The organism is Pseudoxanthomonas japonensis (assembly GCF_043632995.1).
GTDB classification, from domain to species: domain Bacteria; phylum Pseudomonadota; class Gammaproteobacteria; order Xanthomonadales; family Xanthomonadaceae; genus Pseudoxanthomonas_A; species Pseudoxanthomonas_A japonensis.
Window position 1 is genome coordinate 2,860,594 of sequence record NZ_CP171632.1, and the last position, 20,869, is coordinate 2,881,462.

The following is a 20,869-nucleotide window of genomic DNA, read 5'->3' on the forward strand; positions in this document are numbered from 1 at the left end:
TTACTGCTTCAGCGAGACGAAGGCGTTGCGACCGGCATAGCGCGCCTTGGCGCCGAGCGCCTCTTCGATGCGCAGCAGCTGGTTGTACTTGGCGACGCGGTCACTGCGGCAGAGCGAGCCGGTCTTGATCTGCGTCGCCGTGGTGGCGACCGCGATATCGGCAATGGTCGTATCCTCGGTTTCGCCCGAACGGTGCGAGACGACGGCCGCGTAGTTCGCATGGTGCGCCATGGCGATGGCTTCCAGCGTCTCGGTCAGCGTACCGATCTGGTTGACCTTGATCAGGATCGCGTTGGCGGTGCCGGACTCGATGCCTTCCTTGAAGATCTTCGGATTGGTGACGAACAGGTCGTCGCCGACCAGCTGCACCTTCTTGCCGATGCGGTCGGTCAGCAGCTTCCAGCCCGCCCAGTCGTCCTCGGCCAGGCCGTCCTCGATGGTGATGATCGGGTACTGCGCGGCCCAGTCGGCGAGGAAGTCGACGAACTGTTCGCTGGTCAGGCGCTTGTTCTCGCCGACCAGGTGGTACTTGCCGTTGTCGAAGAACTCGCTGGAGGCCACGTCCAGGCCCAGCAGCACGTCCTCACCGGCGGTGTAGCCGGCCTTGCCGATGGCCTCGAGAATGGTGTCCAAGGCTTCGACATTGCTGCGGAAGTCCGGAGCGAAACCGCCCTCGTCGCCGACCGCCGTACTCAGGCCGTGACCCTTCAGCACCGACTTCAGCGAGTGGAAGATCTCGGTGCCGGCACGCAGCGATTCGGCGAACGAATCGAAGCCGACCGGCAGCACCATGAACTCCTGGAAGTCGACGTTGTTGTCTGCATGCGCGCCGCCGTTGATGATGTTCATCATCGGCACCGGAAGGGTGACGTCGTTGCCGTTGGCGAGGTACTGCCACAGCGGAAGCTTCTTTGAGGCAGCCACCGCATGGGCGTTGGCCATCGACACGCCGAGCAGCGCGTTCGCGCCCAGGCGGCCCTTGTTTTCGGTGCCATCGATGTCGATCAGGCGGCGATCCAGGCCTTCCTGGTCGATGGCATCGAAGCCCTTCAGCGCCGTGGCGATCGTCGTGTTGACGTTCTCCACCGCCTTGCGCACGCCCTTGCCCAGGTAGCGGGTCTTGTCGCCATCGCGCAGTTCGACGGCTTCCTTGGTGCCGGTCGAGGCGCCGGACGGCACCATGGCGCGGCCGAAGGAGCCGTCTTCCAGCGTAACCTCGGCTTCGAGGGTGGGATTGCCGCGGGAATCGAGGATTTCGCGGGCGTGGATCTTGGCGATGTTGGTCATGGTGGGGTCGGTTTGGAGGATGAAAGGGAATGCTCGACTTCCGCCAGGGCGGCAAGGCTTTCGGGGCCCTGGTCGATCATCAACGTGCCGTGACGAGGCTCGATCTTGTCGCCGGACTCAGCCGTCGTCCGGGCAAAGATAAGGTAATCGCGCCCTTCCATCAGCACGACATCGCAGCTGGTGGTGCCACTACCAATGGGCGCACCTTTCGGGATCGTTCCCTTCAGGCTGCGCATCACGGTGACATCGGCGGACTGGCTCGGCAGACGGATCGGTACGTTCAACGGCGGATCACTGAAGACGCGCTCAGTGAAGGCGGCTTCCTCGGCCGTCAGTGGATGGATGCGATCCACATGGATGATGGCGACCACGTCCGACGTCTGCACCAGCTCGGTGATCGGCGGCGCGCGCATGGGCGGGATCGTCGTGCATGCTTCCGCGCGAAGCGGAACCCCTGCGAAGGTCAGCAACAGGCCTAAGGATGCCGTCCGCACCGCCCAGGATAGACCGCTCGCCGATCCCATCAGACCGAGCTCTCCAGGAACCCGTTCTTCTTGGTGATCGAATCCAGCGCCAGCAGCGTCTCCAGCAGCGCTTCCATCTTGTCCAGCGGCCAGGCGTTCGGGCCATCGGACAGCGCCTTGGCCGGATCCGGATGCGTCTCGGCGAACAGGCCGGCCACGCCGACGGCGACGGCCGCGCGCGCCAGCACCGGCACGAATTCGCGCTGGCCACCGGAACTGGTGCCCTGCCCACCCGGCAGCTGCACCGAATGCGTCGCATCGAACACCACCGGGCAGCCGGTGTCGCGCATCACGCTCAGCGAGCGCATGTCGCTGACCAGGTTGTTGTAGCCGAACGACGCACCACGCTCGCAGACCATGATGTCCTGGTTGCCGGTGGACTTGGCCTTCTCGACCACGGGTTTCATGTCCCACGGCGACAGGAACTGGCCCTTCTTGATGTTGACCGGCTTGCCGGCCGAGCAGACCTTCCTGATGAAGTCGGTCTGGCGCACGAGGAAGGCAGGCGTCTGCAGCACGTCGACGACGGCGGCGACTTCGTCCATCGGCGTGTACTCGTGCACGTCGGTGAGGACCGGCACGCCGACCTGCTTCTTCACCGCGTCGAGGACCTTCAGACCTTCTTCCAGGCCCGGGCCGCGGAAGCTGGTGCCGGAGGTGCGGTTGGCCTTGTCGAAGCTGGACTTGAAGATGAAGTTCATCCCCAGCTTGCCGGTGATCTCCTTGAGACGGCCGGCGACATCGATCTGCAACTGCATCGACTCGATCACGCACGGACCGGCGATCAGGAATAGGGGCTGGTCGAGGCCGACGTCGAATCCACAGAGTTTCATTGCTTCACCTTTGGTCAGGGCCCCTCTCCCACCGGGAGAGGGGTTGGGGTGAGGGTACGGCGGAATCAGGAAGGCTGGAACATCTGGAACTTCGCCGAACCCTCATCCGCCCCTTCGGGGCACCTTCTCCCGGAGGGAGAAGGAACAATCATTCAAGCACGCGCTTCCTTCAGCAGCTTGCCACCCGCCTTCTTCTCGCGCGCGGCGCGGATGAAGCCGACGAACAGCGGATGGCCATCGCGCGGCGTGGACAGGAACTCCGGATGCGCCTGGCACGCCAGGAACCACGGATGCACTGTGCGCGGCAGTTCCACCATTTCCACCAGCAGGTCATCCATGGACTTGGCGGAAATGACCAGGCCGGCGTCCTCCAGCTGCGTGCGGTAGCGGTTGTTGAATTCGTAGCGGTGGCGATGACGTTCGGCCACCACGTCCTTGCCGTACAACTCACGCGCCAGCGTTCCGGGCTTCAGACGCTGTTCCTGCAGACCTAGGCGCATGGTGCCGCCGAGGTCGGAGCGCTCGTCGCGCTTCTCGACGTCGCCGGCGGCCGTGCGCCACTCGGTGATCAGGCCGATCACCGGATGCGGCGACTGCTTGTCGTTCTCGGTGCTGTTGGCGTTCTCCAGCCCGGCAACATGGCGGGCGTAATCGACCACTGCCGCCTGCATGCCGTAGCAGATGCCGAAGTACGGCAGCTTCTGTTCGCGTGCGAAACGCGAGGTCAGCACCTTGCCTTCGAAACCGCGGTCGCCGAAGCCGCCGGGCACCAGCACGCCATCCACGCCCTGCAGCAGGGCCATGTCGGTGCCTTCCAGTTCCTGCGCCTCGATCCATTTCAGGTTGACGCGCGTGCGCTGGCGCAGGCCGCCGTGCTTCAACGCCTCGCCGACGGATTTGTACGCATCCTGGTGGTCGACATACTTGCCGACGACGGCGATGGTCACCTCGTCCAGCGGGTTCAGCGTGGCATCGACCGCAGCTTCCCACTCGGACAGATCGGCCGCCTGCGCGTTCTCGATGCGGAACTGGCGCAGCACGATCTCGTCCAGCCCCTGACGGTGCAGGCCCATCGGGATGCGGTACAGCACGTCCACGTCCGGCACGCTGATGACGGCGCGCTCGGGCACGTTGGTGAACAGCGAGATCTTGCGACGCTCGGAATCCGGAATCGGCTGCTCCGAGCGGCACAGCAGCACGTCGGGCTGGATACCGATCGAACGCAGTTCCTTCACCGAATGCTGGGTCGGCTTGGTCTTCAGCTCACCCGCGGCAGCGACGTACGGCACCAGCGTCAGGTGCATGAACAGCGCCTTCTCCGGACCGCGCTCGGTGCGGATCTGGCGGATGGCTTCGAGGAACGGCAGCGATTCGATATCGCCGACCGTGCCGCCGATCTCCACCAGCGCCACGTCGAAGCCCTCGGTGGCCTCGTCGATGCAGCGGCGGATCTCGTCGGTGATGTGCGGAATGACCTGGACGGTCGCGCCCAGGTAGTCGCCGCGGCGCTCCTTGCGGATCACGTTCTCGTAGATCCGGCCGGTGGTGACGGAATTCTTGCGGCTCAGGCGCGTGCGCACGAAGCGCTCGTAGTGGCCCAGGTCCAGGTCGGTCTCGGCGCCGTCGTCGGTGACGTACACCTCGCCGTGCTGGAACGGGCTCATGGTGCCCGGGTCGACGTTGATGTAGGGGTCCAGCTTCATCATCGTGACCTTCAGGCCACGCGCTTCGAGAATGGACGCAAGCGAAGCGGCGGCGATGCCCTTGCCTAGCGAGGACACAACGCCGCCGGTAACGAAAATCAGGGGAGTCATGGGCGGGGCTCCGGAAAGCCATAGTCTACAGGCAACGCGTGTCGCCCGGAAGCGCGACACCCCGCCGAAGCGGGGTGTCAATGAGTCGACTGCGCGCCTGAAACCCTTGTGCAGCAAGGGTCAGGGCGTAACGACGATGGTCAGGGCTTGCGCTCTTCGTCTTCTTCGCCGGCCTTCTTCTGCTGGCCTTCGGCAGCCTTGCGCTGCTTGGCGGCGGCTTCGTTGGCGGCACGGCGGCGAGCCTTCGCCTCCGGATCGGACGGGTCACTGGTCTGGGACTGGTCCTGCTTCGGCTTGTCGGCCTCCGTACCGGTACGGGACTGGGCAAACGCCTGGACCGCGAACAGCGCGCCGATGGCAGCGGCGGACAGCAGCAACAGGTTGCGGGACTTCATGGCAATGCTCCTCGTGGATGGCGGGAATCTGGGGGCGCCGGATGGCGTTCCCAAGGGCATCCATGTCCACGGCGCAAGCCTAGCGTCCGCTGCCCGGCCCTCGACTGAACATGGAAAAAAAGCCGTGCTGGCCGCACACTGCCGCCCGGTCCGAAAGGCCAGACAGGACACCCGGCGCGTCGCGCGCCCTGCGACGGCCCCGTGGCCGACTGTTCCCGCCCTTCGTCATCCTGCGGCGCCCCGGGGCGCCGCGCCGTATCGAGAACCTGAAGACCCATGAGCAGTCGTTACAACGCCGCCGACATCGAAGTCCTTTCCGGCCTTGACCCGGTCAAGCGCCGGCCGGGCATGTATACCGACACCGCGCGTCCGAACCACCTGGCGCAGGAAGTCATCGACAACGCCGTGGACGAAGCGCTGGCCGGCCACGCCGGCAGCATCGAGGTCACGCTGTACAAGGATGGCAGCTGCGAAGTCAGCGACGACGGCCGCGGCATGCCCGTGGACATCCACCCGGAGGAGAAGATTCCGGGCGTGGAACTGATCCTCACCCGCCTGCACGCCGGCGGCAAGTTCAGCAACAAGAACTACACGTTCTCCGGCGGCCTGCACGGCGTGGGCGTCAGCGTGGTCAACGCGCTGTCCACGTTGGTGGAAGTCCATATCAAGCGCGAAGGCAGCGAACACCGCATCACCTTCCGCAACGGCGACCGCGCCACGCCGCTGGAAGTGGTCGGCAGTGTCGGCAAGAAGAACACGGGTACGCGCGTCCGCTTCTGGGCCGACCCGAAGTATTTCGACACACCGAAATTCAACGTGCGCGCGCTCCGGCACCTGCTGCGCGCCAAGGCCGTGCTGTGCCCGGGGCTGAACGTCACGCTGTTCGACGAAGCCACCGGCGAGCGCGACAGCTGGCACTACGAGGACGGCCTGCGCGACTACCTGCGCGGCGAGATGGCCGGCCGCGAGCTGCTGCCGCCGGAACTGTTCGTCGGCCAGCTGAAGAAGGACAGCGAGGTCGTCGACTGGGCCGTGGCCTGGGTGCCGGAAGGCGAGCTGGTGCAGGAAAGCTACGTCAACCTGATTCCCACCGCGCAGCACGGCACGCACGTCAATGGCCTGCGCAGCGGCCTGACCGATGCGCTGCGCGAGTTCTGCGACTTCCGCAACCTGCTGCCGCGCGGCGTCAAGCTCGCACCGGAAGACGTGTGGGACCGCGTGACCTTCGTGCTGTCGCTGAAGATGACCGACCCGCAGTTCAGCGGCCAGACCAAGGAACGCCTGTCCTCGCGCCAGGCCGCCGGCTTCATCGAAGGCGCCGCGCACGATGCCTTCAGCCTGTGGCTGAACCAGCACGTCGACCTCGGCGAGAAGATCGCGCAGATCGCCATCGAGCGCGCCAGCGCGCGCCTGAAGACCGAGAAGCAGGTCGTCCGCAAGAAGGTCACCCAGGGCCCTGCCCTGCCCGGCAAGCTCGCCGACTGCATCAGCCAGGACCTGTCGCGCACCGAGCTGTTCCTGGTGGAAGGCGATTCGGCCGGCGGCTCGGCCAAGCAGGCGCGCGACAAGGATTTCCAGGCGATCCTGCCGCTGCGCGGCAAGATCCTCAACACGTGGGAAGTCGCCTCCGGCAGCGTGCTGGCCTCGCAGGAAGTGCACGACCTGGCCGTGGCCATCGGCTGCGATCCCGGCAAGGACGACATCAGCGGGCTGCGCTACGGCAAGGTGGTGATCCTGGCCGACGCCGATTCGGACGGCCTGCACATCGCCACCCTGCTGACCGCGCTGTTCCTGCGCCACTTCCCCACGCTGGTCGCGTCGGGCCACGTGTTCGTGGCGATGCCGCCGCTGTTCCGCGTCGACGTGGGCAAGCAGGTGTTCTACGCGCTGGACGAGGAAGAAAAGCGCCTGCTGCTGGAGAAGATCGAGCGCGAGAAGATCCGCGGCCAGGTCAACGTCACCCGCTTCAAGGGCCTGGGCGAGATGAATCCCTCGCAGCTGCGCGAGTCCACCATCCACCCGGACACGCGCCGCCTGGTGCAGCTGACCGTCGACGACGACCTGCAGACGCGCGGCCTGATGGACATGCTGCTGGCGAAGAAGCGCGCCAGCGATCGCAAGTCGTGGCTTGAAGCGAAGGGCGATCTGGCGTCGCTGGAAGTCTGATCGCCGCCCGTGACCGACCCGGGCCGTTGTGGCGGCCCGGGCAGCGTCGGCGGCGTTGAACACCGCGTTCACTCCTCCGATGCGATAACCGGGCCATGTCGGCGGAACGCTACGCACATCCCTATACGTTCGGGCTGGAGGAGGAGTACTTCCTCATCCGCCGCAACGGACGCCGCCTGCGGCACATGCCGCGACGCTTCTTCAGCGAGTGCCGCGACGCGCTCGGCGCGCGTTTCGGCAGCGAAATGCTGCAGACCCAGGTGGAAGTGCAGACCGCCGTGCACGACGATCCGCATGCCGCCGAGCAGGACCTGCGTACGCTGCGCCGTACCGTGGGCGACATCGCACGCCGGCATGGGCTTGGCATCCTGGCGGCGGGCACGCATCCCTCCGCGCAATGGCGCGGACAACGCAGCACCGACAAGCCCCACTACGACCAGGTGATGGGCGAACTGCAGATGCTGGGGCAACGCAACCTGCTGTGCGGCCTGCACGTGCATGTGCAGCCGATGGATCCGGGCCGCCGTGTGGAACTGATGGCGCGCATGCAACCCTTCCTGCCCCTGCTGCTGGCGCTCAGCACCTCCTCGCCTTTCTGGATGGGGCATGCCACCGGCCTGATGGGCTACCGGCAGACCGCGTACCAGGAAATCCCGCGGACGGGATTGCCGCCGCTGTTCCGCAACCAGGCCGAGTACGAGCACTATGTGCAGCGCATGACCGACGGCCGCGCGATCCAGGATGCGCGCTTCCTCTGGTGGGCGCTGCGACCGTCGCTCGCGTTTCCCACGCTGGAGCTGCGCATCACCGATGCCTGTACCGACCTGTGCGATGCACTGGCCATCGCACAGGTGTATCGCTGCCTCGTGCGGCACCTTGAACGTCGGCCCACCCTGCACGCCGGGCTGCACGCGGGCGACCAGGCGATCGTCGCCGAGAACCTCTGGCGCGCCCAGCGTTACGGCTTCGACGCCGGCCTCATCGATCTCAGCAGCCATCGCCTGGTATCGGCGCGCGAGATGCTGGAGAACACGCTGGAGGCGCTGGACGATGACATCGACGCGCTGGGCTGTGCGCCGCAGGTCGAACGCGTCTGGCATATCCTGGAAAACGGCACCAGCGCGCATGCGCAGCTGGAACGGTACCGCGAGCGAAGACAGGCCGGCGACAGCCACGCCGACGCGCTGTCGCACGTGGTCCAGTGGCTGGCCGACGCGAGCGTCGTCGCCTAGCGCGCCCGGTCAGCGGGCGACGGTCTTCTGCTGCGAGACCACGAACACGCCCGCCATCACCAGCACGGTGCCGGCTACCTGCCAGGGACCCATCGGTTCCCCCAGCAACAGCAGACTCAGCACGATGGTCGAGACCGGACCTATCATGCCGACCTGCGCGGCCAGGGCGGAACCGATGCGTGCCACCGCCATCATCACTGCAAGCACCGGCAGCACCGTGCACAGCGTGCCGTTGACCAGCGACAGCACATAGACCTCCCACGGCAGCACCAGGGCCTGCATCGGGCGCAGCACGACGAACTGCGCAAGGCACAGCACGCTGGCCACGCTGCTGGCATAGGCCGTCAGCCGCACCGCGCCGACGCGCGCGACCAGTTCGCCGCTGCCGACCAGGTACAACGCATAGGCCAGCGCACTGCCGAACACCAGCGCACCACCCAGCATGATGTTGGAGCCACCGGCCTGCAGGTCGTGCCCGAACGCCAGTGCCACGCCCGCGTAGCTGACCAGCAGCGCCAGCGCCTGCCGCCGCGAGATCCGTTTGCCGAACGCCAGCCAGCCGATCAGCGCCACCAGCGTCGGGGTCAGGTAGAGAATCAGCCGTTCCAGCGTGGCGGTGATATAGGCCAGGCCGGCAAAATCGAGGAAGCTGGCCAGGTAGTAACCGAGGAAACCCAGCAGCACGATCTTCCGACGATCCCCGTTCGACAGCCGCGCACTGCGGCGGGCGGCCCAGAACCCCATCATCAGGAAGAACGGGAACGCCACCAGCATGCGCAACGCGAGCAGCGTTACCGCGTCCGCACCATAGCGGTAACCCAGCTTGACGATGATCGCCTTGCCCGAGAACGCGATGGCGCCGAGCGCCGCGAGCACCAGGCCGGCGCGGCTGACGGCATGCAGGCCCGGCCGCGGATGCGGCGCCTCCAGCGCTTCCGCCGGCGCCACGTCGAGCGGTTGCGCCAGTTCGTCTTCCGCCTTCGGTCGCGTCATCGCGAGCGCATCACGCCAGCGTGCGTTCCAGCAACCGCCGGATCAGCGCCTGCGTCCGCGCCGCGCACTCGGGCAGATAGGCGAAGGTGTCTTCGTCCATGTAGTTGAGCTGCGCCAGCTCGAGCTGCACGGTCTGGATGCCGCGGGCGACGTCGGCATAGTGGCGGGTGATGTAACCGCCACGGAAGCGCCCGTTGACGACGAAGCTGAAGTCCGACTGCGCCGCCAGTTCGGCTTCCAGCACCTGCTGCAAGGCGGGCGAGCAGCTCGTGCCGCCGGCCGTGCCGAGATTGAAATCCGGCAGGCGGCCATCGAACAGGAACGGCGCCACGCTGCGGATCGAGTGGCCCTCCCACAGCACCGCGCGGCCATGCGCGTCGCGGATGCGCGTGAGTTCTTCCCGCAGCGCACCGTGGTAAGGCCTCCAGTAGGCGTCGACACGCGAGCCGATGTCGTCCGGCGTCGGCTCCTGCTTGGGCAGATAGACCGGATCGCCGCTGAAACGCACGATCGGGCACAGGCCGGTGGTGTTCTGGCCCGGATAGAGCGAGACGTCGTCTTCGGGACGGTTCAGGTCGACCACGTAGCGCGAATACGCCGGCACGATGATGGACGCACCCAGCTCGCGCGCGAACGCATAGAGCTCGGCCACGTGCCAGTCGGTGTCCGGCACACGGCGCGCTTCCGGCGTCAGGCGCGCCGCGATGTCGTCAGGAAGCGCCGTGCCGTTGTGCGGCAGGCTGATGAACAGCGGCGCGGTGCCGCGATGCAGGGTGAAGGTGTCCATGCCACCATTGTATCGCCGCGCCTGGAGAGCCCGGGTCACCGCATCAGCACCACTTCCTCGGCGCTGGTGGGATGAATCGCCATGGTGTCGTGCAGGTCCGCCAGGGTGATGCCCTTCTTCAGCGCCACCGCGAAACCCTGCAGCATCTCGTCCGCACCTTCGCCCAGCAGGTGCAGGCCGACGACGCGCTTGTCCGCGCCGACCAGCACCAGCTTGAACAGGCTGCGCTGCGGCGAATCGGCCAGCGCATGCAGCATCGGACGGAAGCGCGTGGTCAGCACCGTGACGTCGTCGCCATGCTGCGCGCGCGCCGCCGCTTCGGTCAGGCCCACTTGCCCCACCGGCGGATGCGAGAACACCACGGTGGGAATCCGCGTGTAATCCAGCCGCGCATCGGACTGTCCGCCGAACAGGCGATCCATCAGCCTGCGCGCCGCCGCGATCGCGACGGGCGTCAGCGCCGCCTGCCCGGTGACGTCGCCGACCGCGTGGATGCCGGCGACGTTCGTGTCCTGGCGCTCGTCCACCTGCACGAACGCCTTGGCATCGACTGCCACGCCGGCCGCCTCCAGCCCCATGCCTTGCGTGGTCGCGCGACGGCCCGTGGCGAAGAGCACCTCGTCGAACCGCTCCGTGCGCGTGCCATCCTCGGCCAGCAACACGACGCCATCCTCCGGCGCACGCTCCAACGCCGCGACGGAATAGCCGAAATGCAGTCGCACGCCATGCTGGCGCATGTCGGCGGCCAGCTCGTCGGTGATCTGCGTATCGAAACCGTCCAGCAGGCGCGGCCCGCGCACGAACACTTCCACCTGGCTGCCCAGCGCCTGCAGCACGCCGGCCAGTTCGACCGCCACGTACCCCCCGCCGATGATCGCCACGCGCGGCGGCGCGGCGCACAGGCTGAAGAAGTCGTCGGATACCTTGCCCAGGCCAGCGCCCGGGATGGCCGGCCGCACCGGGTGGCCACCGGTCGCGATCAGCAGGTGCTTCGCGCTGAGCGGCACGCCGTCGGCGTTGACCACGGTGTTCGCGTCCAGCAGACGTCCACGGCACGGCATCACCACCACGCCGCTCTCGTCCAGCCGCTTCATGTAGCTGGCGTGGATACCGGCGATGTAGCGCTGGCGATGGACGATGAATTCCTTCCAGTCCAGCGTGGGCGTCGAGGTGTCGAAACCGAGCGACGACGCCATCGCGATCTTCTGCGACAGCTCGGCGGCCAGCCACATCGCCTTCTTCGGCACGCAGCCCACGTTGACGCAGGTGCCGCCAAGCTCCTTCGGCTCCAGCAGCGCGACCTTCGCGCCGTAGGACGCCGCGCGGAATGCACCGGCCAGCCCGCCCGAGCCACCACCGATCACGATCAGGTCGAATGCCTGGGCTTTCATGCGAATCGCTCCGGTCGGTAAGGCGAAGGGTCGAAGGCCGGTGTGCGGCCGGTCATCAGGTCGGCCATCAACTGGCCAGTCGCCGCGCTCATGCTGATGCCCAGCATGCCGTGGCCGGCGGCCATCCAGACATGGTCGTACCGCGGCGCGCGACCCAGCAGCGGCAGGTCGTCCCAGGTCATCGGCCGCCAGCCGCACCAGCGCTCTTGCACGTCTGGGCCGACCGGTTCGCGCAGGAACTCGCTTGCACCGCGCTCCAGCGCTGCCAGCCGGGTTTCGTTGAGCGTATCGTCGTGGCCGGAAAACTCCATCGTGCTGCCCAGCCGGAACCCGCTGTCCCAGACTGTCACGCATACCGAACGGTCCTTCAGCACCATGGGATGGCGCGGCACGAGCGACGGACGCGAGTAGGTGATCGAGTAGCCCTTGCCTGGCTGGATGGGCGCCTTCAGTCCCAGCGTACGCGCGAATGCGGGCGTCCAGGCACCGAGTGCGATCACCGCGTCGCGCCCCTCGCGCCGCCCCTGCGAGGTCGTCAGGCGCACGCCCGATGCCGTCGCTTCCAGCCGTTCGACGCGGCAGTGCTCCTCGATGAGCCCGCCACGCTCGCGCACCACGCGCGCCAGCTCCGCGACATAGCGGTCCGGTCGCAGGCGTCCATCGCCGGGAAAACGGATCGCGCCCCTGACGCCGGGCAGCATGGCGGGTTCCTCGCGTTCGTAAGCGGCGCCGTCGAACATCTCGGTCGCGATGCCGAACTCCGCCAGCACCGCCGCCTCGTCCACGTACTGCTGGAACTTGCGCGGATCGCGGAAGACGTAGTCGAGGCCTTCCTCTTCAAACTCGCAGTCAAGGCGATAACGCTCCGCCCAGTCGACAAGCCGTGTCCGCGAATCGTTGAGCAAAGCCGCACGCGCCTGCGTGCTCTGCCGCCAGTCGCGCACGTTGCAACGCGCGGCGAACCGCAGCAGCCAGTGCCACAGCGCGGGATCAATGCGGGGCTTGAGATAGAGCGGCGCATCCGGCGTGAACATCCAGCGCAGCGCCTGCGCCACCACGCCGGGCGCCGCCAGTGGCGGGGCGTGGCTGGGCGTGATGGTGCCGCAGTTGCCGTGCGAGGCACCGCCGCCGACCGTGGCGGCGTCGAGAATGCGCACGCTGCGGCCGGCCTCCAGCAGCGCCGCCGCGGTCGCCAGGCCGATGGCGCCGCCGCCGATGATGAGGACGTCGTCGTGGGGGGAATTCACCCCCACAGTCTAGTCGCAATCAGCCGGCTCGAAGCTTCAGTGGCTGCGGTTTCAGGTAGGTCGCGGACCGCCACAGCCACTCCATCGGGCCGAACCGGAACCGCGACAGCCACAGGTGGCTCACCAGCACCTGCAGGCCGAACAGCGCCAGGCCGAACACCGGCTGCCAGGCGCGCGGCAACTGTTCGAAATAGCCCAGGCCATAGCCATAGAAAATCCAGGTGCACACCAGCGACTGCATCAGGTAATTGGTCAACGCCATGCGGCCCGCCGGTGCCAGCCAGCCCAGCGGACGGCGCCACGCCGGCGTGTCCAGCGCCCGCACCATCCACGCCACATAGCCCAGGCACATGAGCAGGTTGGCGAGCATCTGCAGTGCGAAGGCGGTGGAGGTGCGGAGATCGAACGTCACGCCGTCCATGGTCGGCGCCAGCGCCACCGAGCCCAGCATCGCGACCAGGCCCACCGGCAGGGCAACCCAGCGCAGGCCGGCATAAAGACGGGGGAAGTCGCGTGGCCGCACGATGGCGCCGCTGCGCACGAACCATGCACCCAGCAGGAACATGCAGATCACGATGAAGCCGAACATGGTGATGTTGCTGAGCGCCATGACGGTGCTCTTCATGCGCTGCCACGTGGCCTCGGCATAGGTACCGCTGCCGTAGGCCGCTCGCTCGCTCTCGATGAGCGCCCGCATCTTCTCGCCCGCCCCGGAAACGAATGTGTCCCAGCCCTCGGTGCCGCCGAGCAGCGACCCCATCGCGCCCATCAGGTACATCAGGCCGATCGGTACGGTATACGCGGCCAGTCCCAGCCAGACGCACCAGCGGGGAGGCAGCGGCCGCAGCGCCAGCAACAGGAAGGAGCACAGCGCGTACATCACCAGGATGTCGCCGGCCCAGATGAAGACCCCGTGGAACACGCCGAAGGCCAGCAGCACCAGCCCGCGCCGCCAATACGCGCCGGCGAACGGCCTGCCTGCCTGCTCGGCGCGCTGCGACATCACCGCGAAGCCCATGCCGAACAGCAGCGAGAACAACGTGTAGAACTTGCCCTGCACCAGCACGTAGACCATCAGGTCGACGGTGCGGTCCATGCCGGTGAGCGCGGGATCCAGTCCCGTGCCGGACGCCATCACCGGTCCCACGAAGCCTTCCAGGTTCATCAGCAGGATGCCCAGCAGCGCGAAGCCGCGCAGCACGTCCATCGCCTCGATGCGTTCGGTCACCGCGATCGGTGCCAGGTTCTCCGTGATCGCCGCCGTCATTCCCTTCCCCTTGTTGGTCGCACCGATTAGACCATGCGTCCCGCTGCATCCGGCGCGCAAAAAGAAACGGCCCGCATGCGCGGGCCGTCGATCACGCGATGTCGCGCCACTCAGTGGTGGTGGCCGCCGTCGCCGTGCACGTGGCCGTGCTCGATCTCTTCCGCGCTGGCTTCGCGGACTTCCACGATCTCCACATCGAAGTGCAGGTCCTTGCCGGCCATCGGATGGTTGAGGTCCACGTCCACCACGCTCATGCCGACCTTCTGGATGGTCACGGCGCGCGGACCGAAGTTGGTCTGCAGCACGACCTGCTGGCCCGGCACCAGGCGCTGGTTGCCGAAGTGCTTCTTGGGCACGCGCTGGCTGAGGCCATCGCGGCGCTCGCCGTAGGCATCGGCCGCCGCCACGTCCACGCCGAAGCTCTCGCCGGCTTCGCGGTCCTGCATGGCATTTTCCAAGCCCGGGATGATGTTGCCGTGACCGATCAGGATCGCCAGCGGCTCACGGTCCTTGGAGCTTTCGATCGGCTCCTGGCCGGCTTCGGACACGGTGTAATGGAAACGGACGACGCTGTCTTTTGCGATTTTCATGCGGGACTCTGGACGGGGCCTGCCGACGGGCAGGACGGGGGCGGCTTGTCGGCCGCAAGGGAATGCGGCGAAGATGCGCCGCGATGAAGGCCCGACATTATCCCGGCTTGCCCACGCCCGCGCCACTTCGGCCGTGGCCCACCGCTCTGCTCTGCGCGGTACTGCTGGCCCTCGCCGGCTGCGGGGGCTCGAAACCGCAGGCCCACAAGCCCGCCCCGCCTCCGACCCAGCGCGCGTGGCCCGCAGTGGAGGCCGACGACCCGGCGGCCGCGACGTCGGTGCTGATGCGTGCTATCGGTCTGGTCGGCACCCCTTACCGGTATGGCGGAAACACCCCGGAGTCAGGCTTCGACTGCAGTGGCCTGGTGACCTATGTGTACCGGGACATGCTGGACCTGCGCCTGCCGCGCACCTCGCGTGAGCTGGCGCAGGTACAGGGCCCGAAGATCGAGCCGCGCCGTCTCGCCCCGGCCGACCTCGTCTTCTTCGGCAGCAAGGGCAACGTGACGCATGTGGGCATCTACGTGGGGGAAGGCCGGTTCGTCCACGCCCCCAGCACGGGCGGCACCGTCCGGCTCGATCACCTGGATGGGCCCTACTGGCGGGACCACTACAGCGGCGCGAAACGCGTGCTTCGTTAGGATTCGGTCAACTCTGTGACGCGCAGCGTTCACGCTTAACGAATAAATAACGATTTATGAACCAAATCGGGCCGATCAGCCGGCATTATCGCCCCTGACTTGTTAAACCCGACCCGCGCGTGACGACCGACGACCTGCCGACAGGCCAGCCAGCCGCCACCCACCGCAAGCCGCGGCGGGCTTCCCGACTCCTCATCAGCCTTGGCCTGTGCGCCATGGCATCCGTTGCACAGGCACAGACTGCGCCTGCCGACGTCGACGCCGCGTCAATCCAGGCTTCTCCCGACGTCGTGGCGGCCACCCCGGCACCGTCCAGCAAACCCGTCATCACCAGCGTCAAGGAAAAAGCGGCCGAAGCCGCCACCGCCACGCTCTCCGCCCTGCTCCCGCGCCTGGCCGCCAGCGACACGCTGCCGCTGGTCGATCGTTCCGCCATGGTGGCAGGCGACATCAGCAAGCTGCTGGCCGCGTACGACCTGAGCAAGGAAGGCGTGGTTTCTCAGGAACAGCAGGGGGGCAAGGTCCAGGCCGTCCTGCAGCGCGCGCTCGCGCTGATGGGTACGCCGTACCGCTGGGGCGGCACCTCGCCCGACAGCGGCTTCGACTGCAGCGGGCTGGTCGGCTACGTCTTCCGCACCGCGCTGGGCATCGAACTGCCGCGCGTGTCGCGCGACATGGCCTCCAAGGCCGATGCGGAACTGGTCGCCGCACGCGACGAACTGCGCCAGGGCGACCTGGTGTTCTTCGGTCTGAAGGGCCGCATCAACCATGTCGGCATCTATGTCGGTGAAGGCCGCTTCCTGCATTCGCCGAGCAGCGGCAAGGATGTGCGCGTGGACAGCCTGATCACCGGCTACTGGGCGAATCGCTACCTGAGCGGCCGTCGCGTCGCCATGTAACGCGCCACCGCCGATCAGCGTCGACAGGAGGCCGCCCCGTGCGGCCTTCATGCTGTTCGACGATCGCGGTGCGCCGCAGCTTGCGCCCGATCACACGTTGCCGCCATCCTCCGGAGGCGCGTCGATCGTCGCGCACCACCTGTCCGTTGCGCCGAAGGGGAGTCGTACGCGATGCAGGCTTCACTGTTGACCAATGTTCTGCTGCCGCTGGCCCTGGGCATCATCATGCTCGGGCTCGGCCTTGGCCTGACGCTCGAGGACTTCCGCCGCGTCGCGCGCTATCCGCGTGCCGTCCTGATCGGTCTGGCGCTGCAGACGCTGGTGTTGCCATGGGTCGCGTTCGGCCTGGCGCTAGGCTTCGGCCTGCCTGCCGAACTCGCCGTCGGCCTGATGCTGCTGGCCGCTTCGCCCGGTGGCGCCACCGCCAACATCTACAGCCACCTCGCCCGCGGCGACGTGGCCCTGAACATCACGCTCACCGCGATCAACAGCCTGCTGTGCCTGCTGACGCTGCCGGTGATCCTCAACCTGTCGCTGGAGTACTTCCTCGGTGCCGGCCAGTACGTGCCGCCGCCCACGAAGAAAGTGGTCGAGGTCGCCGCGATCATCCTGCTGCCGGTGGCCATCGGCATGCTGCTGCGCGCGAAGGCGCCCGGCTTTGCGGCGAAGGCCGAGAAGCCGATCCGCCTGCTCTCCGTGCTGGTGCTCGCCCTGCTGGTGGTGGCCGCGGTCGCACAGGAATGGACAACGCTGACCAGCTACTTCGCCATCGTCGGCCTGGCCTGCCTGCTGTTCAACCTCGCCAGCATGGGCTTCGGTTACGCCGCACCGCTGGCGTTGCGGCTGCCGAAAAAGCAGGCCATCGCCATCGCGATGGAGATCGGCATCCACAACGGCACGCTGGCGATCTTCATCGCCCTCAACGTGCTGCAGAACCCGACCATCTCGGTACCGGCGGCGGTCTACAGCCTGTTGATGTTCATCACGGCGGCGATGTTCGCCTGGTGGGTGTCGCGCGGCACGCGTGAGTCCAACGCCTAACTGTCAGCGACGGGTCCGCGCGCCACGTAGGCCATGCTGATGGACGCCGGCGCGGTGTCGGCGAAGCCGAACTGCGCGTACAGATGTTTGGCTTCGCCATCCGCGATCAGCATGACGTAGGCAGACGCGGGCGCGTTGGCACGCAGCCAGGCATCGAGCGCCGCCATGATCCGCTTGCCCAGCCCCTGCCCCTGGTGGTCGCGAAGCACCGCGATGTCGACGATGGCGAACACCGTGCCGTTGTCGCCGACCACGCGCCCCATGCCGATCACCTCGTCCGCCTTCACCAGGCTGACGCCATACAGCGTGTTCGCCAGGCCACGCTCGGCAGCTTCGTGCGATTTGGGCGACAGGCCAGTCTCGACGCGGAGACGGCGATACGTCGCAACATCGGGGAACGACTCGACCAGCGTGATCGTCCCGGCGTCACTCATGGCGCCGGGGCGGTTTCGTCCGCGAGCCCCACATTGCTGGACGCACGCTCGTAGACTTCGCGATCCAGCAGGCCGGTCTCCTTCGCGACCAGCACGGGCACCAGCATCTGGCCGGTGACGTTGGTCATCGTGCGCATCATGTCGAGGATGCGGTCGATCGCCACCAGCAGGCCGATGCCTTCCAGCGGCAGATTGGCCGCGCTCAGCACTACGGTGACCATCACCGTTGCGGTACCGGGCACGCCGGCGGTGCCGAAGCTGCCCAGCACCGAGGCCAGCAGGATCAGGAAGTACTGGTTGACCGACAGGTCCAGGCCGAAGTACTGCGCCACAAAGACCGACGTCAGCGCCGGATAGATCGCGCCGCAGCCGTCCATCTTGATGCTCGCGCCCAGCGGCACGGCGAACGCGGCATAGTCCTTGTCCACGCCGAGGTTGTGGGTGACGCTGCGCAGCGCCACCGGCATCGACGCGAAGCTCGACGAACTGGCGAACGCCACCTGCATGCCGGGCGCGGCGCCGCGGAAGAACTTCCACGGGTTCAGCCCATGCGCCAGCAACAGGCTGCCGTACACCACGACGATGTGCAGCGCGCACGCGACATACAGCGCGCCGATATAGCTGCCCAGCGGCAGCAGCTTCTCGAAACCGTAGGTTCCGACCAGGCTGCCGATCAGGCCGAACGTGCCGATCGGGGTCATTTCCAGCACGAAGCGCGTGACCTGCACCATCGTGTCGCTGGCCTCGCCGGCCAGCTTGCGCAGGCCGGCACTGCGCTCACCCAGCTTGACCAGCGCAAAGCCGAGCAGGCCCGCAAAGAAAATCACCTGCAGGATCTTGCCGTCGGTCAGCGCCTTGAACGGATTGGCCGGCACGATGTCCAACAGCACCTGCACCGGCGTGGGGACTTCGCGCACCTGGTAGTCGGGTGCCGTCATCAGACCCGTGAGCCCCTTGCCCGGCTGCACGATCCAACCCACCGCAAGGCCCACGCATACGGCCAGCGCGGCGGTGATCGCGAACCACAGGAAGGTGCGCCCGCCGAGCGCCGCGACAGACTTCTGTCCATGCAGGCTGGAGACCGCATTGATCACGGCAAAGAACACCAGCGGCACCGCGATCATCTTGATCAGCGTGACGTAGAGGTCGCCCAGCGGCTTGAGCCAGGTTTCCGCGTCGGCCCCCATCAGCCAGCCCACCAGCGCGCCCAGCACGAAGCCGGCGACGACGCGCTGCCAGAACGGGATCTTCAACCAGGCCGAGACCAGCTTCATCCGGGGGACTCACACGGGTGGACGCGCCACCTTAGCCCAAGGCCCCGCGGCCGGCGACCCTGCGCGCGGAATGGCGGGTGTCATGAACAGGACACTGCCTGGACGGCATAATTGCGCACCTTGTCTGCGGTGGCGCCCGAAGAACCGCACCACCCGCCGTGGGTGGCCCATGGCGTCCGTGATCGGACGACTGAGGACGCCACCCGCTCCAGCGTCATGAAGATAAGCACCACCCTGTCCCACAAGGAAACTCGATGCACCGGCTTCCCCCGTTCCTGACTGCGCTCCTGGCCGTATCGCTGGCTGGCTGCGCCAGCACGTCGTCCTCCCCGGCTTCCCGCACCAACGCGCCACACGTCGATGTCCCCGCCGTCGCGCACCCGCAGGGCGAGACACCGCAGTGGTGGTATCGGAATGGTGCGGCGAAGGCCGCGTCGAACGGCGCGATGCAGGGTCGCGCGAAGAACGTCATCGTCTTCCTCGGCGACGGCATGAGCCTGACCACCGTGGCCGCCGCGCGCATCTTCGAGGGCCAGCGCAAGGGCACGCCCGGCGAAGAGAATCTGCTGAGCTGGGAGCGGTTTCCGCATACCGCCTTCAGCAAGACCTACAACACCAATTCGCAGACGCCCGACTCCGCCGGCACCATGACCGCCGTCGCCACCGGCGTGAAATCGCACATGGGCGCCATCGGCGTCTCCGCCGGACACAAGGGCGAATGCACGCCGGACGGCAGCAAGGATCTGCTCAGCTGGCTGACGCTCGCCGACAGCGCCGGGCTGTCCACGGGCATCGTCACCACCGCGCGCATCACCCATGCGACACCGGCCGCGACGTATGCGCACGTCTCGCACCGCGACTGGGAAAACGACACCGACCTGCCGCCCGAAGCCATCGCGGCCGGCTGCAAGGACATCGCACAGCAGTTGCTCGCTGCCGCACGCTTCGGCAAAGGCCCCACCGTCGCGCTGGGCGGCGGGCGCGGCGAATTCCTGCCGGTCGACGTGCGCGATCCCGAGGAGGACGACAAGGTCGGCCAGCGCCTGGATGGCCGCAACCTGATCGCCGAATGGCAGCAGGCGCACCCGCAGGGCGCCTACGTCACCAACACGCAGCAGTTGGAAGCGGCCGCCGACGCGCCGCAACTGCTCGGCCTGTTCGAGTACGACCACATGCAGTTCGAGCACGACCGCCGCAAGGATGCCCAAGGCGAACCTTCGCTGGCCGACCTGACGCGCGTCGCCATCCGCACTCTGTCGCGCAACCGCGAGGGCTTCGTGCTGCTTGTCGAAGGCGCACGCATCGACCACGCCAACCACTACGGCAACGCCTACCGCGCCCTCGACGAAACCGTCGCGATGTCGGATGCCGTGCAGGCCGCGGTGGATGCGACGTCGCGCGACGACACGCTGATCCTGGTCACCGCCGACCACTCGCACACGCTCAACTTCGTCGGCTATCCGGTGCGCGGCAATCCGATCCTCGGCAAGGTGCGCGGCCAGGGCGGCGAAGACGACACGCCGGGTGATCTCGCCCGTGACCAGACCGGCATGACCTTCACCACGCTGACCTATGCCAACGGCCCCGGCTACACCGGCGCCAGCAATCGCCAGCCCGCCGGGCCGAAGCACTTCCTGCATGCGCCGAGCAGCGTCGAACCGTCTGAGGGTCGCCCCGACCTCAGCCATGTCGACACGGAACACCCCGATTACCTGCAGGAAGCGCTGGTGCCGCTGAAGTCGGAATCGCACGGCGGCGAAGACGTCGGCATCTGGGCCATCGGCCCCGGCAGCGGGGCCGTACGCGGCACCGTCGAACAGAACACCATCTACCACTTCATCGTGCAGGCCGCGCCGGCGCTGCGCGCGCGCCTGTGCGCGGCCGGGACGTGCGATGCGAACGGCGTGCCGGTGGAACTGCCGAAGCCGCGGGATTTCGAGAAGAAGTGATCCCGACGGGATCAGAAACGTTTCTGTAGGAGCGCGCCATGCCCGCGATGCTTTCCGGCTATCCGACGGGAGCATCGCGCCCATGGGGCGCTCCTACATGGAGCG

The 20,869-nt window shown here is 67.2% G+C and carries 19 protein-coding genes; 6 read left to right on the forward strand and 13 right to left on the reverse strand.

Features of this window, described 5'->3' with window-relative positions; genetic code table 11:
* From eno to ACGHX3_RS13385, 5 genes are all read right to left on the reverse strand, one after another.
* Positions 1-1,287 (reverse strand): phosphopyruvate hydratase, encoded by a 1,287-nt coding sequence (gene eno / locus ACGHX3_RS13365; RefSeq protein WP_162336212.1) that lies wholly within the window; start codon positions 1,285-1,287, stop codon positions 1-3.
* Entirely contained in the window at positions 1,284-1,700 is a 417-nt protein-coding gene (locus ACGHX3_RS13370) for a hypothetical protein (RefSeq protein WP_394695262.1), read from the reverse strand. Before ACGHX3_RS13370 ends, eno begins: the two co-directional genes overlap by 4 nt.
* A 110-nt stretch (positions 1,701-1,810) precedes the next feature.
* Positions 1,811-2,644 carry a 3-deoxy-8-phosphooctulonate synthase gene (kdsA, locus tag ACGHX3_RS13375; protein WP_162336210.1) on the reverse strand — a complete coding sequence of 278 codons (834 nt, stop codon included), beginning with the start codon at positions 2,642-2,644 and terminating at the stop codon, positions 1,811-1,813.
* Between the two features lie 152 nt (positions 2,645-2,796).
* Entirely contained in the window at positions 2,797-4,458 is a 1,662-nt protein-coding gene (locus ACGHX3_RS13380) for a CTP synthase (RefSeq protein ID WP_162336209.1), read from the reverse strand.
* Between the two features lie 140 nt (positions 4,459-4,598).
* Positions 4,599-4,853, reverse strand: coding sequence for a hypothetical protein (locus ACGHX3_RS13385; RefSeq protein WP_162336208.1), 255 nt, complete (start codon positions 4,851-4,853; stop codon positions 4,599-4,601).
* Between the two features lie 276 nt (positions 4,854-5,129).
* Here ACGHX3_RS13385 and parE point away from each other — a divergent pair, with 276 nt between their 5' ends.
* Together parE and ACGHX3_RS13395 are read left to right on the forward strand one after the other, a co-directional pair.
* The gene (gene parE, locus ACGHX3_RS13390) at positions 5,130-7,019 is read left to right on the forward strand and encodes a DNA topoisomerase IV subunit B (protein ID WP_162336207.1); all 1,890 of its coding nucleotides are present in this window, start codon (positions 5,130-5,132) and stop codon (positions 7,017-7,019) included.
* A 95-nt stretch (positions 7,020-7,114) separates the two neighbouring features.
* A complete protein-coding gene (locus ACGHX3_RS13395) occupies positions 7,115-8,251 on the forward strand; it encodes a carboxylate-amine ligase (protein ID WP_394695263.1) in 1,137 nt (378 codons plus the stop codon).
* 9 nt (positions 8,252-8,260) lie between these two features.
* Here the strand turns inward: ACGHX3_RS13395 and ACGHX3_RS13400 are convergent, their stop codons facing one another.
* The 6 genes from ACGHX3_RS13400 to ACGHX3_RS13425 form a co-directional block, all read right to left on the reverse strand.
* On the reverse strand, positions 8,261-9,244 hold the full coding sequence (locus ACGHX3_RS13400) for a DMT family transporter (RefSeq protein WP_394695264.1): 984 nt from the start codon (positions 9,242-9,244) through the stop codon (positions 8,261-8,263).
* Positions 9,245-9,254: 10 nt separating this feature from the next.
* On the reverse strand, positions 9,255-10,031 hold the full coding sequence (gene hutG / locus ACGHX3_RS13405; RefSeq protein WP_394695265.1) for an N-formylglutamate deformylase: 777 nt from the start codon (positions 10,029-10,031) through the stop codon (positions 9,255-9,257).
* A gap of 35 nt (positions 10,032-10,066) precedes the next feature.
* Positions 10,067-11,422, reverse strand: coding sequence for a glutathione-disulfide reductase (gene gorA / locus ACGHX3_RS13410; RefSeq protein ID WP_394695266.1), 1,356 nt, complete (start codon positions 11,420-11,422; stop codon positions 10,067-10,069).
* On the reverse strand, positions 11,419-12,669 hold the full coding sequence (locus tag ACGHX3_RS13415) for an NAD(P)/FAD-dependent oxidoreductase (protein ID WP_394695267.1): 1,251 nt from the start codon (positions 12,667-12,669) through the stop codon (positions 11,419-11,421). The genes gorA and ACGHX3_RS13415 overlap by 4 nt, the downstream gene beginning before the upstream one ends.
* A 19-nt stretch (positions 12,670-12,688) precedes the next feature.
* A complete protein-coding gene (locus ACGHX3_RS13420; protein WP_394695268.1) occupies positions 12,689-13,936 on the reverse strand; it encodes a DUF418 domain-containing protein in 1,248 nt (415 codons plus the stop codon).
* A 110-nt stretch (positions 13,937-14,046) separates the two neighbouring features.
* Positions 14,047-14,526, reverse strand: coding sequence for a peptidylprolyl isomerase (locus ACGHX3_RS13425; protein ID WP_162338634.1), 480 nt, complete (start codon positions 14,524-14,526; stop codon positions 14,047-14,049).
* An 83-nt stretch (positions 14,527-14,609) separates the two neighbouring features.
* On the opposite strand from ACGHX3_RS13425, the gene ACGHX3_RS13430 reads away from it, so the two are divergent.
* From ACGHX3_RS13430 to ACGHX3_RS13440, 3 genes are all read left to right on the forward strand, one after another.
* The gene (locus tag ACGHX3_RS13430; RefSeq protein WP_313929632.1) at positions 14,610-15,167 is read left to right on the forward strand and encodes a C40 family peptidase; all 558 of its coding nucleotides are present in this window, start codon (positions 14,610-14,612) and stop codon (positions 15,165-15,167) included.
* 119 nt (positions 15,168-15,286) lie between these two features.
* On the forward strand, positions 15,287-16,066 hold the full coding sequence (locus ACGHX3_RS13435; RefSeq protein WP_238391295.1) for a C40 family peptidase: 780 nt from the start codon (positions 15,287-15,289) through the stop codon (positions 16,064-16,066).
* A 186-nt stretch (positions 16,067-16,252) separates the two neighbouring features.
* Positions 16,253-17,107, forward strand: a complete 855-nt coding sequence (locus ACGHX3_RS13440; RefSeq protein ID WP_394695269.1) for a bile acid:sodium symporter family protein — start codon at positions 16,253-16,255, stop codon at positions 17,105-17,107.
* On the opposite strand, the gene ACGHX3_RS13445 is transcribed toward ACGHX3_RS13440, so the two are convergent.
* On the reverse strand, positions 17,104-17,541 hold the full coding sequence (locus ACGHX3_RS13445) for a GNAT family N-acetyltransferase (RefSeq protein WP_394695270.1): 438 nt from the start codon (positions 17,539-17,541) through the stop codon (positions 17,104-17,106). The two genes, ACGHX3_RS13440 and ACGHX3_RS13445, sit on opposite strands and share 4 nt — an antisense overlap.
* Positions 17,538-18,815, reverse strand: a complete 1,278-nt coding sequence (locus tag ACGHX3_RS13450) for a dicarboxylate/amino acid:cation symporter (RefSeq protein ID WP_162338630.1) — start codon at positions 18,813-18,815, stop codon at positions 17,538-17,540. Before ACGHX3_RS13450 ends, ACGHX3_RS13445 begins: the two co-directional genes overlap by 4 nt.
* Positions 18,816-19,069: 254 nt before the next feature.
* Between ACGHX3_RS13450 and ACGHX3_RS13455 the strand changes: the two genes are divergently transcribed.
* Complete coding sequence (locus ACGHX3_RS13455; protein WP_394695271.1) at positions 19,070-20,764, forward strand: alkaline phosphatase; 1,695 nt, start codon at positions 19,070-19,072, stop codon at positions 20,762-20,764.
* Positions 20,765-20,869 lie beyond the last annotated feature (105 nt).

Excerpts from the sequence above, each read along its gene's own strand:
- hutG (WP_394695265.1), bottom strand. The coding sequence starts at position 10,031 with ATGGACACCTTCACCCTGCATCGCGGCACCGCGCCGCTGTTCATCAGC.
- gorA (WP_394695266.1), bottom strand. The coding sequence starts at position 11,422 with ATGAAAGCCCAGGCATTCGACCTGATCGTGATCGGTGGTGGCTCGGGC.
- kdsA (WP_162336210.1), bottom strand. The coding sequence starts at position 2,644 with ATGAAACTCTGTGGATTCGACGTCGGCCTCGACCAGCCCCTATTCCTG.
- ACGHX3_RS13385 (WP_162336208.1), bottom strand. The coding sequence starts at position 4,853 with ATGAAGTCCCGCAACCTGTTGCTGCTGTCCGCCGCTGCCATCGGCGCG.
- ACGHX3_RS13380 (WP_162336209.1), bottom strand. The coding sequence starts at position 4,458 with ATGACTCCCCTGATTTTCGTTACCGGCGGCGTTGTGTCCTCGCTAGGC.
- ACGHX3_RS13395 (WP_394695263.1), top strand. The coding sequence starts at position 7,115 with ATGTCGGCGGAACGCTACGCACATCCCTATACGTTCGGGCTGGAGGAG.
- ACGHX3_RS13400 (WP_394695264.1), bottom strand. The coding sequence starts at position 9,244 with ATGACGCGACCGAAGGCGGAAGACGAACTGGCGCAACCGCTCGACGTG.
- ACGHX3_RS13445 (WP_394695270.1), bottom strand. The coding sequence starts at position 17,541 with ATGAGTGACGCCGGGACGATCACGCTGGTCGAGTCGTTCCCCGATGTT.
- ACGHX3_RS13370 (WP_394695262.1), bottom strand. The coding sequence starts at position 1,700 with ATGCGCGCGCCGCCGATCACCGAGCTGGTGCAGACGTCGGACGTGGTC.
- ACGHX3_RS13420 (WP_394695268.1), bottom strand. The coding sequence starts at position 13,936 with ATGACGGCGGCGATCACGGAGAACCTGGCACCGATCGCGGTGACCGAA.
- ACGHX3_RS13455 (WP_394695271.1), top strand. The coding sequence starts at position 19,070 with ATGCACCGGCTTCCCCCGTTCCTGACTGCGCTCCTGGCCGTATCGCTG.
- ACGHX3_RS13425 (WP_162338634.1), bottom strand. The coding sequence starts at position 14,526 with ATGAAAATCGCAAAAGACAGCGTCGTCCGTTTCCATTACACCGTGTCC.
- ACGHX3_RS13450 (WP_162338630.1), bottom strand. The coding sequence starts at position 18,815 with ATGAAGCTGGTCTCGGCCTGGTTGAAGATCCCGTTCTGGCAGCGCGTC.
- parE (WP_162336207.1), top strand. The coding sequence starts at position 5,130 with ATGAGCAGTCGTTACAACGCCGCCGACATCGAAGTCCTTTCCGGCCTT.
- ACGHX3_RS13430 (WP_313929632.1), top strand. The coding sequence starts at position 14,610 with ATGAAGGCCCGACATTATCCCGGCTTGCCCACGCCCGCGCCACTTCGG.
- eno (WP_162336212.1), bottom strand. The coding sequence starts at position 1,287 with ATGACCAACATCGCCAAGATCCACGCCCGCGAAATCCTCGATTCCCGC.